The sequence below is a fragment of the Bradyrhizobium sp. 26S5 genome (assembly GCF_036923295.1).
In the GTDB taxonomy this organism is placed as follows: Bacteria; Pseudomonadota; Alphaproteobacteria; order Rhizobiales; family Xanthobacteraceae; genus Bradyrhizobium; species Bradyrhizobium septentrionale.
This window is the reverse complement of sequence record NZ_CP145948.1, coordinates 7,946,365-7,962,903: the sequence shown is the minus strand read 5'-3', so window position 1 is coordinate 7,962,903 and position 16,539 is coordinate 7,946,365. Positions and strand designations below refer to the sequence as shown.

At 65.0% G+C, this 16,539-nt stretch carries 14 protein-coding genes; 9 read left to right on the top strand and 5 right to left on the bottom strand.

The genetic code is table 11. From position 1 onward, the window contains the following. Positions 1–15: 15 nt before the first annotated feature. Entirely contained in the window at positions 16–1,425 is a 1,410-nt protein-coding gene (locus tag V5279_RS37535) for an aldehyde dehydrogenase family protein (RefSeq protein WP_338691954.1), read from the bottom strand. A gap of 336 nt (positions 1,426–1,761) precedes the next feature. On the opposite strand from V5279_RS37535, the gene V5279_RS37530 reads away from it, so the two are divergent. Further along, entirely contained in the window at positions 1,762–2,142 is a 381-nt protein-coding gene (locus V5279_RS37530) for a hypothetical protein (RefSeq protein ID WP_338691953.1), read from the top strand. A 316-nt stretch (positions 2,143–2,458) separates the two neighbouring features. Here V5279_RS37530 and V5279_RS37525 read toward each other — a convergent pair whose 3' ends face one another. Next, positions 2,459–3,310 carry an SDR family NAD(P)-dependent oxidoreductase gene (locus tag V5279_RS37525; protein ID WP_338691952.1) on the bottom strand — a complete coding sequence of 284 codons (852 nt, stop codon included), beginning with the start codon at positions 3,308–3,310 and terminating at the stop codon, positions 2,459–2,461. A 201-nt stretch (positions 3,311–3,511) separates the two neighbouring features. Between V5279_RS37525 and V5279_RS37520 the strand changes: the two genes are divergently transcribed. After that, positions 3,512–5,008 carry an aldehyde dehydrogenase family protein gene (locus V5279_RS37520; RefSeq protein WP_338691951.1) on the top strand — a complete coding sequence of 499 codons (1,497 nt, stop codon included), beginning with the start codon at positions 3,512–3,514 and terminating at the stop codon, positions 5,006–5,008. Positions 5,009–5,288: 280 nt separating this feature from the next. On the opposite strand, the gene V5279_RS37515 is transcribed toward V5279_RS37520, so the two are convergent. Continuing rightward, entirely contained in the window at positions 5,289–5,672 is a 384-nt protein-coding gene (locus V5279_RS37515; protein ID WP_166210251.1) for a winged helix-turn-helix domain-containing protein, read from the bottom strand. A 102-nt stretch (positions 5,673–5,774) separates the two neighbouring features. On the opposite strand from V5279_RS37515, the gene V5279_RS37510 reads away from it, so the two are divergent. The 3 genes from V5279_RS37510 (at position 5,775) to V5279_RS37500 (ending at position 9,332) form a co-directional block, all read left to right on the top strand. Continuing rightward, positions 5,775–6,902 (top strand): alkene reductase, encoded by a 1,128-nt coding sequence (locus V5279_RS37510; protein ID WP_338691950.1) that lies wholly within the window; start codon positions 5,775–5,777, stop codon positions 6,900–6,902. Between the two features lie 117 nt (positions 6,903–7,019). Next, complete coding sequence (locus V5279_RS37505) at positions 7,020–7,538, top strand: GFA family protein (RefSeq protein ID WP_338691949.1); 519 nt, start codon at positions 7,020–7,022, stop codon at positions 7,536–7,538. A 129-nt stretch (positions 7,539–7,667) separates the two neighbouring features. Then, a complete protein-coding gene (locus V5279_RS37500) occupies positions 7,668–9,332 on the top strand; it encodes a thiamine pyrophosphate-binding protein (RefSeq protein WP_338691948.1) in 1,665 nt (554 codons plus the stop codon). A 141-nt stretch (positions 9,333–9,473) separates the two neighbouring features. On the opposite strand, the gene V5279_RS37495 is transcribed toward V5279_RS37500, so the two are convergent. Then, the gene (locus tag V5279_RS37495) at positions 9,474–10,859 is read right to left on the bottom strand and encodes an LLM class flavin-dependent oxidoreductase (RefSeq protein ID WP_338691947.1); all 1,386 of its coding nucleotides are present in this window, start codon (positions 10,857–10,859) and stop codon (positions 9,474–9,476) included. A gap of 228 nt (positions 10,860–11,087) precedes the next feature. Here V5279_RS37495 and V5279_RS37490 point away from each other — a divergent pair, with 228 nt between their 5' ends. Next, positions 11,088–12,473 carry a M20 family metallopeptidase gene (locus V5279_RS37490; RefSeq protein ID WP_338691946.1) on the top strand — a complete coding sequence of 462 codons (1,386 nt, stop codon included), beginning with the start codon at positions 11,088–11,090 and terminating at the stop codon, positions 12,471–12,473. A 361-nt stretch (positions 12,474–12,834) separates the two neighbouring features. Further along, entirely contained in the window at positions 12,835–13,680 is an 846-nt protein-coding gene (locus tag V5279_RS37485) for an IclR family transcriptional regulator (RefSeq protein WP_338691945.1), read from the top strand. 344 nt (positions 13,681–14,024) lie between these two features. Here the strand turns inward: V5279_RS37485 and V5279_RS37480 are convergent, their stop codons facing one another. After that, entirely contained in the window at positions 14,025–14,921 is an 897-nt protein-coding gene (locus tag V5279_RS37480; protein WP_338691944.1) for a glutathione S-transferase family protein, read from the bottom strand. 339 nt (positions 14,922–15,260) lie between these two features. Between V5279_RS37480 and V5279_RS37475 the strand changes: the two genes are divergently transcribed. Beyond that, positions 15,261–15,677 (top strand): hypothetical protein, encoded by a 417-nt coding sequence (locus V5279_RS37475; protein ID WP_338691943.1) that lies wholly within the window; start codon positions 15,261–15,263, stop codon positions 15,675–15,677. After that, positions 15,674–16,537, top strand: a complete 864-nt coding sequence (locus V5279_RS37470; protein ID WP_338691942.1) for an alpha/beta hydrolase — start codon at positions 15,674–15,676, stop codon at positions 16,535–16,537. The genes V5279_RS37475 and V5279_RS37470 overlap by 4 nt, the downstream gene beginning before the upstream one ends. Positions 16,538–16,539 lie beyond the last annotated feature (2 nt).

Genomic DNA, 16,539 nt, shown 5'->3' with positions numbered 1-16,539 from the left:
CCGCGTGTTGGGCGATCAGGCGGCCGGCGGGCCGTTGATGATCTGCAGCTGGGTGAATTCGGCCAGGCCTTCCTCGGCGAATTCGGTGCCGATGCCCGACTGCTTGGCGCCGCCGAACGGAATGTTCGGGGCCATGTCGAGGTGCTTGTTGATCCACACCGTGCCGGCCTCGATCTGGGTCGCGATCTCATGCGCGCGCTTGATGTTCGACGACCACACCGACGCGCCGAGGCCATAGGTGGTGGCGTTGGCGCGGCGGATCACGTCATCCTTGTCGGAGTATTTGATGACCGGCAGCACCGGACCGAACTGCTCCTCGTCGACCAGCTTGGAGCCTTCCTTGATGTCGCGCACGATGGTCGGCTCGATGAAATAGCCGGGACGGTCCATCGCGGCGCCGCCGGCGATCACGTTGCCGTTCTTGCGGGCGTCGTCGAGAAATGCCTTCACCTTCTCGTACTGCATCTTGTTTTGCAGCGGCCCGAGTTTCGTTCCTTGCTTGGAGCCGTCGTCGACCACGGTGTTCTTGGCGATCGCGACCAGCTCGTTGCAGATTTCGTCATAGACCGAATCGTGGACATAGAGCCGCTTGATGGCGAGGCAAACCTGGCCGGAGTTCTGGAACGCGCCCTCGAAGATCCCGGGCGCGACCTTCTTCGGATCGACGTCGTCGAGCACGATGCCGGCATCGTTGCCGCCGAGCTCGAGCGTGATCCGCTTCAGGGTCTGCGATGCGCTCGCCATCACCTTCTGGCCGGTCGCCGTCGAGCCGGTGAAGGAGATCTTGCGGATGTCCGGGTGCTTGGTCATGTGATCGCCGAGATCGTTGGCGTCGGCGATGAAGTTGAGCACGCCCTTCGGCAGGATATCCTTGATCAGCTCGGCAAAGCGCAGTGAGGCCAGCGGCGTGGTGGGCGCGGGCTTCACCACCAGCGTGTTGCCGGCGAGCAGCGCCGACGGCAGCTTGAACGCAAGGATCAGCAGCGGATAGTTCCAGGGAATGATCGCGCCGACCACGCCGAGCGGGCGGCGGTAGGCCTCGACCTTGCGGTCGCCGGAATTCTCGACCACGCGCATCGGCAGATCGAGCGAGCCCAGATAGCGGAAGAAGCCGGCCATGCCCATGACCTCGCCGGTGGCATCCGCGAGCGGCTTACCCTGCTCGCTGGTCAGGATGTGGGCGAGCTCGTTGGTGTTGGCCTCGATCGCCTCGGCCATCTTGATGATGAGCTTGCGGCGCTCTTCCATCGGGGGCGCGGCCCAGGCGGGGTAGGCGGCTTTCGCGGCGGCGACTGCCTTGTCGAGCTGGTCCTTGGAGGCGCGCGGGCACTGCGCCACCACCTCTTCGGTCGCCGGATTGAGCACCGGCATGGTCTGGTCGCCGGGTACCATCTTGCCGTCGATGAGAAGCTTGTAATCACTCATAGGCTTTGCTCTCCCTGGTCAAACGGGCCCTTATAGGCCTCGCTATATCCGTGTATATATCACGGTCGCAGGAAGGAAGCCACGGCCATCCACGGCCCGCCCCTCACTGCCGAACCGAGTCAATTCTCTGGAAAATGACGAAGAAAAAATCAGCCTGATCTTTGTGGTGATTTATTCGCGGTTGCCGGCCCAGCGTCAACGGGGCAGCCGCGAGCTTCAATCTATTCTAACGCCGCGCGCGACTGCGCCGGACGGGTCGCAGGATACATTGGGGCTGGACGCTGGCCGTCCCAGCGATATATTGAACGGAATATAACGATGATCCGGAGTACCGGTATGCAGATCGAAACCCAGGAGCTCACCACCTGCGAGGTCGCGCCCGACGGCTGCGCCATTTCGCTTGGCTTCGTGGACGGCAAGGGCGACCCCGCAACCATCCGCCTGTCGATCAACCAGGTCGGCGCGCTGGTCATGACGCTGCCCGGGCTGATCAGCAAGGCGCTGCAGACCCGCTTCGGCGACCAGACCCTGCGTTACGCCTATCCGCTGGATTCATGGGTGATCGAGCAGTCGACCGATCCGGCCCAGGGCATGGTGACGCTCAAGACATCGGACGGCTTCAGCGTCTGCTTCTCGATCCCACGCGCGCAGCAAAGCGAGCTCGGCGAGGCGCTGGTGGCGCAGCCGGTAACGCCGGTTCGCGTGCGGGCGAATTGAGCAAGGTGCGTAGGGTGGGTTAGGCGAAGCCGTAACCCACCGTCTTCTTTCGTTACGCGGAGGGTTGGTGGGTTACGCTCGGCCAACCCACGCTCCGGACTATCACCGTCATCCTGAGGAGCGCGCTTTTGCGCGCGTCTCGAAGGATCGACGGCCACCGGCCGGGCCGTGCATCCTTCGAGGCTCGCTCCGCTCGCACCTCAGGATGACGGGATAAATAGCCGATCGGTGGAGCGAAGCGATACCCATCAGATAGCGGGCCGCAGGCGAGATGATGGGTTTCGCTTCGCTCTACCCACCTACGATTCCCTGCCTCTTACTCCCCCTTCACGAAGGCGGCGAACGCGTCGCCGAAATCCGGATGCCAGCGCGACAGCGGCGGGCGGTTCTCGACGATGTCGCCGGCGGCCCAGAGGATGCGGCGTTCGTCGAGCGCGCGCGGCACGTCATTGTCGGGGCAGAGGACATAGAAATCGCCGCCATCGAGGCGCTCGATCATGAAGTCGACGGTCTGCTCTGCCGTCCAGGCGCCGGCCGGCTTCTCAGTGCGGCCGCGCGCGGTCAGCCCGGTGAAGACGAAACCCGGGATCAGCAGATGCGCTGATATCCTGCAGCCGTCGGTGTTGCGCAATTCATGTTGGAGCGCCTCGGTGAACGCCTTCACACCGGCCTTGGAGACGTTGTAGGCAGGATCGCCCGGCGGCGTGGTGATGCCCTGCTTGGAGCCGGTGTTGATGATCAGCCCCGGCCGGCCGCGCTTGATCATGTTGGGCGCAAAGGCCTGCGTGCCGTTGATCACGCCACACAGATTGACGCCAAGGATGCGCTGCCAATTGTCCGCCGGCCCGAACATCGCGCTGCCGGGCTGGATGCCGGCATTGTTCATCAGGATATCGGTGCCGCCGAATTTCCTGGCGACACTGGCCTCGAGCTCCGCGACCGCCTCCGCGCGGCTGACGTCGACAGCAGCCGTCATGATATCGGCTGCGCCGCCCGGCGCTGCAGATGACAGTTTTGTCGCAGCCGCCTTCAGCCTGTCATCACCGAGATCGGCGATGCACACCTTCATACTGGCCTCGGCGAACCGCAACGCGGCGGCAAGCCCGATGCCGGACGCGCCGCCGGTGATCACGGCAACATGATTGGCTGATATCACGGGGTGGGGCATCGGCGGTCTCCGGACACATGTGTGGCTGACGTTCAAATCTTATCATAGCGCGCGAACCATATGCGCTGGCGCATGGGAGGTTTTCATGCGTGCCGCCCTCGACAACGCCGGCTGCGCTTTACGGTTTCGCGCCTGCGCTGTAGAATCGCCGATATAACGCTTCCAAAAGACCTCAGCCGACATTTTACAGGGAGTGCAAACATGGCTGTTTCGCAGGCTATTCCGATCACGCGCCATCCTTATGCCGATGGCTCCTACAAGAAGATGCTGATCGACGGCAAATGGGTCGACGCCGCCTCCGGCAAGAAGTTTGAGACACACAATCCCGCGACCGGCGAGTTGCTCGCGACCGTCGCCGAGGGCGATGCCGAGGACATCAACCGTGCGGTCGCGGCGGCGCGCCGCGCCTTCGAAGGGCCGTGGAGCAAGGTCAAGCCGTTCGAACGGCAGAACCTGCTGCTCAAGCTCGCCGAGCTGGTCGAAGCCAATTTCGAGGAATTGTCCCAGCTCGACACGCTCGACATGGGCGCGCCGATCAGCCGCACCCGCGGCAACAAGCTGCGCGCGCTCGGCATGCTGCGCTACTATGCCGGACAGGCGACCGCGATCCACGGCGAGACCATCGAGAACTCGCTGCCCGGCGAGATCTTCTCCTACACGCTGAAGGAACCGATCGGCGTGGTCGGCGCCATCATCCCGTGGAACGGGCCGCTGACCGCCTCGATCTGGAAGATCGGCCCTGCGATCGCGACCGGCTGCACCGTGGTGCTGAAGCCGGCGGAGGAATCGCCGCTGACCTCGCTGCGCATCGGCGAGCTCTGCATGGAGGCCGGCATCCCGCCCGGCGTCGTCAACGTCGTGCCGGGCTATGGCGAGACCGCGGGCGCCGCGCTCGCTTCGCATCCGGATGTCGACAAGGTCGCCTTCACCGGCTCGCACATCACGGGCCAGTCGATCATCCGCGCCTCGGCCGGCAACCTCAAGCGCGTCTCGCTCGAGCTCGGCGGCAAGTCGCCGGACATCGTGTTCGCCGATGCCGATCTCGACGCGGCGGTGCCGGGTGCGGCGATGGCGGTGTTCGCCAATTCCGGCCAGATCTGCAGCGCCGGCACGCGGCTGTTCGTCGAGCAGAAGGTCTATGACGAGTTCGTCGGCCGTGTCGCCGAGTTCGGCAAGAAGCTGCAGGTCGGCAACGGCCTCGATCCCAACACCCAGATCGGCCCGCTGGTGTCGCAGCAGCAGATGGAGCGGGTGTCCGGCTATCTCGACATCGGCCAGAAGGAAGGCGCCAAGGCGCTCGCCGGCGGCGGCCGCCTCACCGAGGGCGCGCTGTCGAAGGGCTATTTCGTGCAGCCGACGGTGTTTGCCAATGTGCAGGACAACATGCGCATCGCGCAGGAGGAGATCTTCGGCCCGGTGATCTCGGCGATCTCGTTCAAGGATCCGGACGAGCTGATCAAGCGCGCCAACGCTACCACCTTCGGCCTCGGCTCCGGCGTCTGGACCACCAATGTCAGCAAGGCGCACCAGGTCGCCAAGGCGCTGCGCGCCGGCTCGGTCTGGGTCAATTGCTACCAGGCGATGGATCCGGCGGTGCCGTTCGGCGGCTACAAGATGAGCGGCTACGGCCGCGAGTCCGGCAAGCAGCACGTCGAGGAATATCTCAACGTCAAGGCGGTCTGGATCAAGACGGGTTAGCGCTCGCTTTTTTCTTACCTCTCCCCGCTTGCGGGGAGAGGTCGGATTGCATCGCCAGATGCAATCCGGGTGAGGGGTACAGGTCTCGCCAATAGGTCATGCGCGGAGGGAAGCCCCTCACCTCAATGCCTGCATGATTTCTGAATATTAGAAATATATCCCTGATTTGCCCGACGCGTCAAGTTGCCTTGTCGAACGCCGGCCGCCGCCGGCTACTTTGCATGGGGTTGTTTTCGATATTTTCGTAGCGTGTCCCTGCGACGGCCGCCGGTTCTTGCGTCTACCGCCCCGCGGCCTTCTTCGGCTTGCCGATGTCGCTGCGCAGCGCTTCGAGGTCCTTGCGCACGGCGGTCGCCGCATCGCGCTCGATCTTGCGGTAGCGCGCCACCAGGGAGAGGCCGAACGGGGTCAGCACCGCGCCGCCGCCATTCTTGCCGCCGGTCTGCCGTTCCACCGCCGCCTGCCGGCAGATGCGGTTGATCTCGTCGACCAGGTCCCAGGCGCGCTTGTAGCTCATGTCCATGGCGCGGCCGGCAGCCGAGATCGAGCCGCACTCCTTGATCCGTTCGAGGAGCAGAATCTTGCCCGGCCCGATCCGGTCTTCGGCATCGAGATCGATGCGGACGCTCAACGAGGGGAGCAATGTGGCGCTCTGTTTCGACATGGCAAGCCTGCTAGTCTGTTCGACAGATTGCCACTACCTGCTTTTGCGAACAAGATGAACCCGTGAGATAACGGTCCAATACAAAGAATAATCGGGGTAGGCATGAGTTCTCCGTCGCTGTTTTCGCCGCTCAAGGTCGGGCCCTATGAGCTGAAGCACCGTGTCGTGATGGCGCCCTTGACGCGGATGCGGGCGGCGCGGCCGAGTCTCGCGCCGCGGCCGCTGAACGCGGAATATTATGCGCAGCGCGCCACGCCGGGCGGTTTGCTCATCGCGGAAGCCTCACCCGTGGTCGCCAGCGGCTTCGGCAATCCCGGCGTCCCCGGCATCTATAGCGAGGCCCAGATCGCGGGCTGGCGCGAGGTGGTGGATGCGGTGCACGCCAAGGGCGGCTTGATCTTCCTGCAGCTCTGGCACGTCGGCCGCGTCTCGCATTCCTCGTTCCAGCCCGATGGTGCGCTGCCGGTGGCGCCGTCGGCGGTGGCGATCCTGCCCGAGTTCAGGGCGATGACTGCTGATGGCAAGGTGGTCGACTACGAGACGCCGCGCGCGCTCGAGACCGGCGAGGTCGCCTTGATGGTCGAGGCCTACCGCGAGGGCGCGAAGAACGCGCTCGCCGCCGGCTTCGACGGCGTCGAGATCCACGGCGCCAATGGCTATCTGATCGAGCAGTTCCTGCAATCGCGCAGCAATCTGCGCACCGACCAATATGGCGGATCGATCGAGAACCGCGTCCGCTTCCTGATGGAAGTGACGCAGGCGGTGACCGAGGTGTGGGGCGCCAACCGCGTCGGCGTGCGGCTGTCGCCCTACGGCATCGCCAATGGCAGCGGCGAGGCCGATCCGATGCCGCTCTACAGCCACGCCATCAAGGCGCTGGACAAGCTCGGGCTCGCCTATCTGCATTTCATCGAGCCGCGCGCGTCGGGCACCGGCCGCGCCGACGTCAACTGGCAGAACGTGCCGTCGGCGATGGTGCTGTACCGCCCGATGTGGAGCGGTGTGCTGATATCAGCCGGCAACTTTGTCGGTGACAGCGCGGAGCGCGCGCTCGCTGAAGGTCATGCCGACGCGATCGCCTTCGGCCGCTACTTCATCTCCAACCCCGACCTGCCGCGCCGCCTGCAGCGCGGCTATCCGCTGACCCCGTATCATCGCCCGACCTTCTACGCCGGCGAGGAGAAGGGCTACACGGATTATCCTGCCCACGACGAGATGGCGCAGGCATAGACGCGCGGTTGTTCTCGTAGCCCGGATGAGCGAAGCGATATCCGGGGCCGAACGTGAGGCCGTTCCCGGATGTCGCTTCGCTGCATCCGGGCTACAATGGCTTGATGGGAGACCCCGATGTTTCCGGAAGACGACGAGTTCGCATCGAGCAAAAAGCCAAAACCCGTCGCACTCGCAAAGCCCGCGGCAGGGCAATGTCTGTGCGGCAAGGTGCGGTTCGAGATCGACGTGCCGGCGCGCTGGGCCTGGCACGATCACACCGCCGCCAGCCGCCGCGCCCATGGCGCGGCCTACGCGACCTATGTCGGCAGCTGGAAGAAGCGCTTCCGTATCACGCAAGGCGAGAGCGAGCTCTCGCGCTACGAGGATGCCGCCAGCAAAACGGTGCGCAGCTTCTGCGCCAATTGCGGCACGCCGATTTCCTACGAACGCGCACGTTCGCCGCACATGGTCAACATCCCACGCGCGCTGTTCTCCGGCCGCACCGGCCGGCAGCCGCTCTATCACATCGCGATCGAGGAACTGCAGGAATGGGCCTATGCCGGCGAGCCGCTGGTGCCGCTGAAAGGCTATCCCGGCGTGGTCTGGCAGCGTTCTAAAAAGAAGAAGCGCAGCGATCGCGAGGGGATGTTCTAGAGAGCGTTTTGCCTCAGGCGCGCGCCTGCGGAATGCAGCCATGACCGGCGGCTCGATTGCTCCCACAGCGCAAGTTTGGTCATCTCCCCCGGTCCCATCGGCCAACGCGCTGATGGGCTCGGAGGGAACATGAAGAATCGCATCACCGGCCGTTCGGCATTTCTGGCGCTGCTGAAGGATGAAGGCGTCACCCATCTGTTCGGCAATCCCGGCACCACCGAACTGCCGATCATGCACGCGCTGAAGGACCATCCCGACCTCACCTATGTGATGGCGATGCAGGAGAGCCTGGTGGTCGCGATGGCCGACGGCTTCAGCCGCGCTTCCGGCAAGCTGGTGGCCTGCAATGTCCATGTCGCGCCGGGCCTCGGCAATGCGATGGGCTCGCTCTACAATGCAAGCTTCACCGGCACGCCGCTGATCCTCACCGCCGGCCAGCAGGAGCAGGGCCACGGCTTGACCGAGCCGGTGCTGTTTGGCCCGCTGGTGCAGATGGCAACGCCGCTGGTGAAATGGGCGGTCGAGGTGACGCGCCTCGAAGACCTGCCGCGCATCGTGCGCCGCGCCGCCAAGATCGCGACCACGCCGCCGACCGGGCCGGTGTTCATTTCGCTGCCCGGCGACATCCTCAATGCCGAGGCCGGCATCGAGCTCGGACGCTCCACCCGCATCGACACCCGCGTCAGGCCGTCGGAGGATTCGCTCAAAGCGCTGGCCGCGCGAATCCTGAAAGCGGAGCGTCCGGTGATCGTCGTCGGCGACGAGATCGTGAAGAGCGATGCGCTGCGCGAGGCCGCCGATCTGGCCGAGACGCTGGGCTGTCCGGCCTGGCAATCGCCGACGCCCTATGGTTCGCATTTCCCCTCCGAAAGCCCGAGCTTCATGGGTGCGATCGCGCGGCTGCAGAAGGTCGCCCGCGACGTGCTGGCGCCGCATGATCTGTTGATTGCGCTCGGCGGCGATCCCCTGCGGATGTCGGTCTACAGCGAGGTCGATCCGCTGCCGGACGGGCTCTCGATCGTGCAGGTCGGGCTGGTCGACAGCGATCTTGCCAGGAACTATGGCGCCGAGATCGCGGTGAAGGCCGATGTCAAGGAAACGCTGCGCGCGCTGGTACCAGCTCTGAAAGAGCTTGGTGGTGGCGCGCTTGAGACGCGTGCAAGGCAGGGGCTCGCGGCATTGTCGACGAAGAACTGGGCGGCGAAGCGCAAGGCGCTGGTCGAGCAGATCTCGAAGGCGAGCCAGAAATCACCGATCGATCCGGATTGGCTTGCGCTGCAGGTCGTGGAGGCGATGCCCGACAATGCGATCCTGGTCGACGAGGGCCTGACCTCGTCGCGGCAGATCATCGGCTTGCGGCCGCATCGCGACCGCTACGGCTATCACGCGCTCGCCTCCGGCGGCATCGGCTGGGGCCTGCCGGCCGCGGTCGGCGTCAGCCTCGCCAATCCGCAGCGCCCGGTGGTGTGCTATTCCGGCGACGGCTCCTCGATGTATTCGATCCAGTCGCTATGGACCGCAGCGAACCACAAGCTGCCGCTGACCTTCGTCATCGTCAACAATGGCGGCTACCGCATCATCAAGCAGCGCCTGCTCGCCTTCCATGGCGACGACAATTACGTCGGCATGGACTTCATCGATCCGCCGGTCGACTTCACCGGCGTCGCGCGCTCGCTCGGGCTCGAGGCGATCAAGGTCACCGACCCGCAGGACCTGAAGGGCGTGATGAAGTCCGCGTTCAGCAGGCCGGGCGCGAAGCTGATCGAGGTGATGGTGAGCAATTCGGTGAATTGAGCGTACGACGCGCGATTGCTTTCTCACCGTCACCCTGAGGAGCGCGAAGCGCGTCTCGAAGGGTCGACGGCCCGGCCGGTGGCCGTCGATCCTTCGAGGCTCGCAAGAGCTCGCACCTCAGGATGACGGGACGAACAGTGTCTACTCTGCCGCTTCCCGCGGCTTCACCCGATATCGGCTCGCCGGATGCGTCGCGTCGAGCCTTGCACGCCCCGCACCGAACAGCTTCTCGCGCAACGTGCCCTTGGCGTACTCCCGCTTGTAGCGGCCGCGTTTGGTCAGCTCCGGCACCAGCATGTCGGCGATATCCTCGAAATCGCCGGGCGAGATCGCGAACGCGACGTTGAGGCCGTCGACGTCGGTGTCCTCGAACCATTGCTCGATCTTGTCGGCGACCTGCTCGGGTGAGCCGACCACGACCGGGCCGGCGCCGCCGATGCCGACATGCTCGGCGACCTCGCGCACGGTCCAGACCCGATCGGGATCGGCGCGGGTGACATTGTCCATCGCGGAGCGGCCGGCGTCGTTCTGGACGTGGCGCACCTCCTGGTCGAGCGAATAGGTCGAAAAGTCGACGCCGGTCCAGCCCGACATCAGCGCCAGCGCGCCCTCATGGCTGATATGGCTGCGATACTCGTCGTACTTTGCCTTGGCTTCGGCTTCGGTCGGGGCCACGACGACGCACATCATCGAGAACATCAGGATCTCGGCCGGGTTGCGGCCCTTCTCGGCGGCGAGTTCGCGGATCGCCGAGACCCGCGGGCCAATCACTTTCGCTGAAGGCCCCGACATAAACACGCATTCGGCGTGCTCGGCAGCGAACTGCCGGCCGCGCGGCGAGGTGCCGGCCTGGTAGAGCACCGGCGTGCGCTGTGGCGACGGCTCCGACAGATGGATCGCGTTGAGCCGGTAATTGCTGCCTTCGTGCTCGACGCGATGCACCTTGCTCGGATCGGTGAAGATGCCGCGCGCGACGTCGCGGATCGCGGCGTCGTCCTCCCAGCTGCCTTCCCAGAGCTTGTAGACCAGCTCCATATATTCGTCGGCGAGCTCGTAGCGGTCGTCATGCGCGGTCTGCTTGTCCTTGCCGGCGCCGCGCGCGGCGGAATCGAGATAGCCGGTCACCACGTTCCAGCCGACCCGGCCGCCGGTCAGATGGTCGAGCGTCGACATCCGCCGGGCGAACGGGTAGGGCGGCTCGAAGGACAGATTGCTGGTGACGCCGAAGCCGAGATTTTCGGTCACCGCGGCCATCGCCGGGATCAGCATCAAGGGCTCGTTGGCCGGGGTCTGCGCCGCGTTGCGCAGCGCCGCATCCGGATTGCCGGCATAGACGTCATAGACGCCGAGCACGTCGGCAAGGAACAGCCCGTCGAACCGCCCGCGTTCCAGCGTCTTCGCCAGATCGATCCAGTAGGACAGCTTGTTGTAGTCCTTGGTGCGGTCGCGCGGATGAGTCCACAACCCCGGCGACTGATGCGCCACGCAATTCATGGCAAAGGCGTTGAGCCGGATTTGCTTTGTCATTGTCGAAACCTTGAGCGCGTCGCTTCGATTGCTGCCCGGTCGGATGCCGGGCGTCCCTGCATCAACTTGTTGCGACTTCCCACGTTTTGGCAAGGCCCATTCGCATTTCACGCCCTTCCGGACGTGATCCGATCCCGATAGGTTGCGCCTCTCCAGAGCATGATCCGGATGTGCAACACAGCTGTCCGGCGGGATCATGCCAAGACGGGACCGGACGAAGGAACAATCATGGCGACACGGGCCGACGCAATCGCAACGGTGCGAGAGCATTTTCAATCGGGACAGTTCCTGCGGGAGCTGGACCGCAGGGTCGGCTACCAGACCGAGAGCCTGAATGCCGACAAGGCCAATGCGCTGCGCGCCTATCTGGTCGAGAATCTGCAGCCGGCCTTCGCCGAGCTCGATTTCACGACCCGGCTGATCGAATCGCCGACCGGCCGCGGGCCCTATCTGATCGCCGGCTATCAGGAAGACGCCGTGCGACCGACCGTGCTGACCTACGGCCATGGCGACGTCGTCGACGGCATGGTCGGCGAATGGCGTGACGGGCTCAATCCCTGGCAGGCCACGGTCAAGGGCGATCGCGTCTATGGCCGCGGCACCGCCGACAACAAGGGCCAGCACTCGATCAACATGGCGGCGCTGCGGGCGGTGAAGCAGGCGCGCGGCGGCAAGCTCGGGTTCAACGCCAAATTCATCATCGAGACCGGCGAGGAGATCGGCTCGCCGGATCTGCGCGAGGTCTGCGAGGCGCATCGCGAGGAGCTGAAGGCCGATCTGTTCATTGCCTCCGACGGGCCGCGGCTGTCGGCGGAGCGGCCGACCATCTTCCTCGGCTGCCGCGGCGGCAACCGCATCCATCTCGACGTCAATCTGCGCGAGGGCGGCAATCATTCCGGCAATTGGGGCGGCGTGCTGGCCAATCCCGCCACGATCCTGGTGAACGCGATCGCGAGCCTGGTCGACGGCAAGGGCCGCATGAAGCTCGAGATCCTCAAACCGCCGCCGATCTCCAACCGCGTTCGCGCCGCGCTGGCCGACGTCAAGGTCGAGCCGACGGCGGACGAACCGCAGCTGGCGGAGGATTGGGGCGAGGAGGGCCTGACCGCGGCCGAGCGGCTCTATGCCTGGAACACGCTGGAAGTGCTGGCGATGTCGTCGGGCAATATCGACAAGCCGGCCAATGCCATTCCCGGCAAGGCGAACGCGGTGCTGCAGCTCCGCTTCGTGGTCGGCACAAGATATCTCGAAGTGATCGATGGGGTGCGCGACTATCTGCACAACAACGGTTTCCCGATGGTCGAAGTCTCGGGCGCGCAGCGCTTTGGCGCCTCGCGCACCGACATGGACAGCCCGTGGATCGACTGGGCGGCGAACTCGATCCGCACCACCACCGGCAAGGCGCCGGCGGTGCTGCCGAACTTCGGCGGCTCGCTGCCGAACGACGTGTTCTCCGAAGGCCTCGGCCTGCCGACGATCTGGGTGCCGCATTCCTATCCGGGCTGCTCGCAGCACGCCCCCGACGAGCACATCCTGCTGCCGGTGACCGAGGAGGCGCTGACCATCATGGCCGGCCTGTTCTGGGATCTCGGCGAGACGGCGCGTAAGGGTTGAAGGGCTCGCCCGTATTTTTGCTTTCGTCATGCCCGGGCCAAAGCGCGAAGCGCGGCTTCGCGAGACGACCCGGGCATCTGCATTTTTCCCCGTCACCCTGAGGAGCCGCGAAGCGGCGTCTCGAAGGGTCGACGGCCACCACCGGGGCCGTGCATCCTTGCGGTTGGCTTGATTTCGTGATGCGAAATTCGAAAATCTTTGTTGCTGCACAGCACCGTAGATAGTTGAAATCAAAGTTTCATCTGACGAAAGTATACGATGTCCGGCGAGCGTCATCCGTTTTAGGATGACGCTTCGCCGGACGCGTTCCATTGGTCGTGTCCGGTTCAGAATTCGGATTGAGGGCAAGGAAGGCCAAGGCATGAACGCCTCCACGACTGCGACCGCACGGACCAGCCGCAAGAGGCCACCGCCGGAGCCGGGCCAACCCGACAAGTTCAACGCGATCCAGAAGGTCTGCGCGATCCTGCGCGTGCTGGCGCAGCGCTCGCCGCTGCGGCTCACCGACATCGCCGACACCACCTCGCTGAACAAGGCGACCGCGCTGCGCATCCTCAATTCGCTGATCGAGGAAGGTTTTGTCTCCAGGGTCGCCGGCGCCAAGACCTATGAGCTCGGCCAGGAGGCGCGGGTGATGGCGGTCGGCGCGCGGCGTTCGGTCGACATCGCTGAGCTGGCGCAGCCGAGCCTGTTGCGGCTGTCGGAGCGCTCAGCCGATACGGCATTGTTGTCGGTGCGCTCCGGTGTCGAGGCGCTTTATCTGGCGCGCTCGGTTGGCAGCCATCCGCTGCAGCCGAATTATCTGCAGATCGGCAGCCGCCGTCCGCTCGGCGTCGGCGCCGGCGCGTTGGCGCTTCTGGTCTGGCTGCCGGATGCCGAGATCGAGGCCGTGATCGAGGTGATCGTGCCGCGGCTCGCGAAATCGCCGCGCATCACGCCAAAATTCCTGCGCGAGCGGATCGCCGTGGCGCGCAAGGCCGGCCACACCGTGCTGATCGACGCCGCATTCCCCGGCATGGGCGGCGTCGGCGTTCCCGTCCGCGACGATGCCGGCGAGGTGGTCGCCGCGCTCTCGATCGGTGCCGCGAGCGATCGCATCCGCCGCCGCGAAGGCGAGCTCGCCGACATGCTGAAGAAGGAAGCCCAGGTGCTGGCCCGTGCGATGGCCCAGGCGCCGAAGAACGGGCGTGTGGTGAAGGCGGGTTAGCCGGGGCTTCACCTCGCCCCGCTTGCGGGGAGAGGCATAGGCCGCCTTAGGCGGCCGTTCGTAAAAAGAGACGCCGAAGCGAAGCTTCGGCTATGACGCATCGTCAGATGCGCTCCGGGTGAGGGGGTACAGGTCCGACGGCGTGCACGACTCGCGGAGGCAGCCCCTCACCCCAACCCTCTCCCCGTAAGAACGGGGCGAGGGAGCACAGCGTCGACGCGGCTGCAGCTCGACTTTCCGCAGAGCCCCTTCATCCAACGCCACGCGAGCGCCGGGCTGGCGCGGTGAGCACCAAGCAAACCCGCGCAAGATCAACGTCGCGCTTTGTCAGGAACGCAAGCGGTTCAGTCGAGGCGGTGCAGCCGGCCGCCGGTCGTCGGCAGGTGGACCACGACGGTGCCGGCAAACGGATTTTCCAGCAGGATCGACACCCGCTGCGGGTCCTCCGCAACCAATCTGCCCGCAATCGGCGGCGAATTGGCGTCGTTGATCTGGTAGCTCACGCGTGCGCCGCCAACGGCCGCAGACACCGGTGCTTCGCGGGCTACTCTGAGCGCGTCGTCCTTGCCGATGTCATGGCGTATGCCATGTCCAATCGCGCGCATTTTCGCCTCCCAGGCGCGCAGGCCCGGATGCTGGTCCAGCAACGCTGTCGTACGCCCCTTCCCCCAGCGAATGAACGCGACATTGTGGAAGACCTGAAGATCGGCTGCACCCGGTTGCTCGCCCGCCAGAAAGGCATTGCCGTTCTCAAGCTGCATCTCCAGCAGCCTCAAGTGCCGATGCAGCGCTTCGGTCAAGCCAGGTACTGCCGCGCGGAACGCCTCGGGATCGAACGGCCGGCCCCGCAGCGCCGAGCGGTCGGCGATGAAGGCCTCGCTGACATCCCAATCTCCTGAGAACAGCAAGCCCACGACCGTCGGAAACAGCTTCTCGTCCGCCCACAGACGATAGGTCTCCGCGGTGGCTCGGCCGCATGCAAAGATCGACGGGGCGGGAAAGCGGCGCTCGATCTCGTCCAGAATGAGCTCGCTATCACAATAGACGTCGCGGCCGATCTGAAGCACCGGGATGCGGCGGTATCCTCCCGTCAGCGCGATCAGTTCGGGCTTGGGCATGATCGACGGCTGGTTGCAGGCCCACCAGGTGAGGCCCTTGAGGCCGAGCGCGCCGCGGATTTTTTCCGAGTACGGCGAGATGTCGTATTGGTGAAGAATCAGGGCGTTTTGATCTGCCGTCATGACTTGCTCTCTTTCGGCCTGGTTGCGGCCTGGGTGAAGGGCGCAGTCTCGAAGCGCGCGCCCGTCTCGCGGAGCGCGATCCTGATCTTCAATGCGAGCGGCGAAAGCGGATGCTGATCCGGGTCATTTTGTGGGGCCGTGCGGGGCACAGCCATTCTACGCCGCTCAGACAGCAGTGAACAAGGCGTGCGGGGAGGGCGCGGAGGTCCGCGCCATGGACTCGCAAGCCGCGTTTGGTCAAGCGAATAATCCAGGGAACCCAAGGGCATCGGTGCCTTGCGGGATCGCGCGCTTGCCGTCATCATGGTGCCGCCCCGCTGCAGGAACGCCGCCCGACAGATGACGCTATCGCCTGACGCCACCGACGACGCTGTGACGAGGGCGTTTGCCGGCCTTGCCGCATTGCTCGACCAGGCACCTTCGCTGGTCTCGCGGGGACGGCTGCTCGATTGCGACTGCCTGATCGGGGAGATGGCGCGGCCGTTTCATGCCGCGATCCGCAGCGGCCGCATCGTCGAGCTCACGCCATCGCCGGTCCTGATGCGCTCGTGGCGCTTCTCCTATCGCGCGACGCCGCAGGCCTGGGCCGTCTTTTGGCAGGTCGAGCCGAAACCCGGCTGGCACGATCTGCTGGCGCTGACCAAGCGTGGCGAGGCGGTGCTGGAAGGCGATTTGCATCCCTTCATGGCGCATCTGCAATATTTCAAGGACCTGCTGGCGCTGCCGCGGCAGCATTTTGCGGCGGTCCTATCATGAGCGGCCGTCCCATGAACGGTCATATCGAGCCGATGGTCGGCCGCTACGTTCACGTCGAGATCGGCGGCGAACTGCACCGGATCTATTTCGAGGAGAACGGCAAGGGCATCCCGCTGGTCTGCCTGCACACGGCGGGCGCCGACGCGCGGCAGTGGCGGCATCTGCTCGATGACGCGCAATTTGCCGAAAATTTCCGCATCATTGCCTTCGATATGCCCTGGCATGGCAAGTCGAATCCGCCGATGAGCTGGACCGGCGATGAATACCAACTCACCACTGCGCGCTACACCGAGACCATCCGCGCCTTTTGCCGTGCGCTGCGGCTGGAGAAGCCTGTCGTGATGGGCTGCTCGATCGGCGGCCGCATCGTGCTCAACCTCGCGATCGAACATGCCGCCGAATTCCGCGCGCTGATCGGGCTCGAGGCCGCCGATTTCCAGGCGCCGTGGTATGATACGAACTGGCTGAACCGTCCGGACGTCCACGGCGGCGAAGTCTGCGCTGCGCTGGTGTCCGGGCTCATTGCCCCGCAGAGCCCGCAGCCTGCGCGGATGGAAACGCTGTGGGCCTACAAGCAGGGCGGCCCCGGCGTGTTCAAGGGCGACCTGTATTTCTACCGTGTCGATGGCGACCTGCGCGGTCGGGTCGCGTCAATCGATACTAAAGTATGCAAGCTGTACCTGCTCACGGGCGAGTATGATTTCTCCTGCACGCCTGAGGACACGAGGCGGACGGCAGCGGCAATAGGGGGCGCCAGCGTTACGATCATGGAGAAGCTCGGTCATTTTCCGATGAGCGAGAATCCCGAACAGTTTCGCCGCTATATCGCACCCGTCCTCGCCGACATTCTCATGCAGTAAAT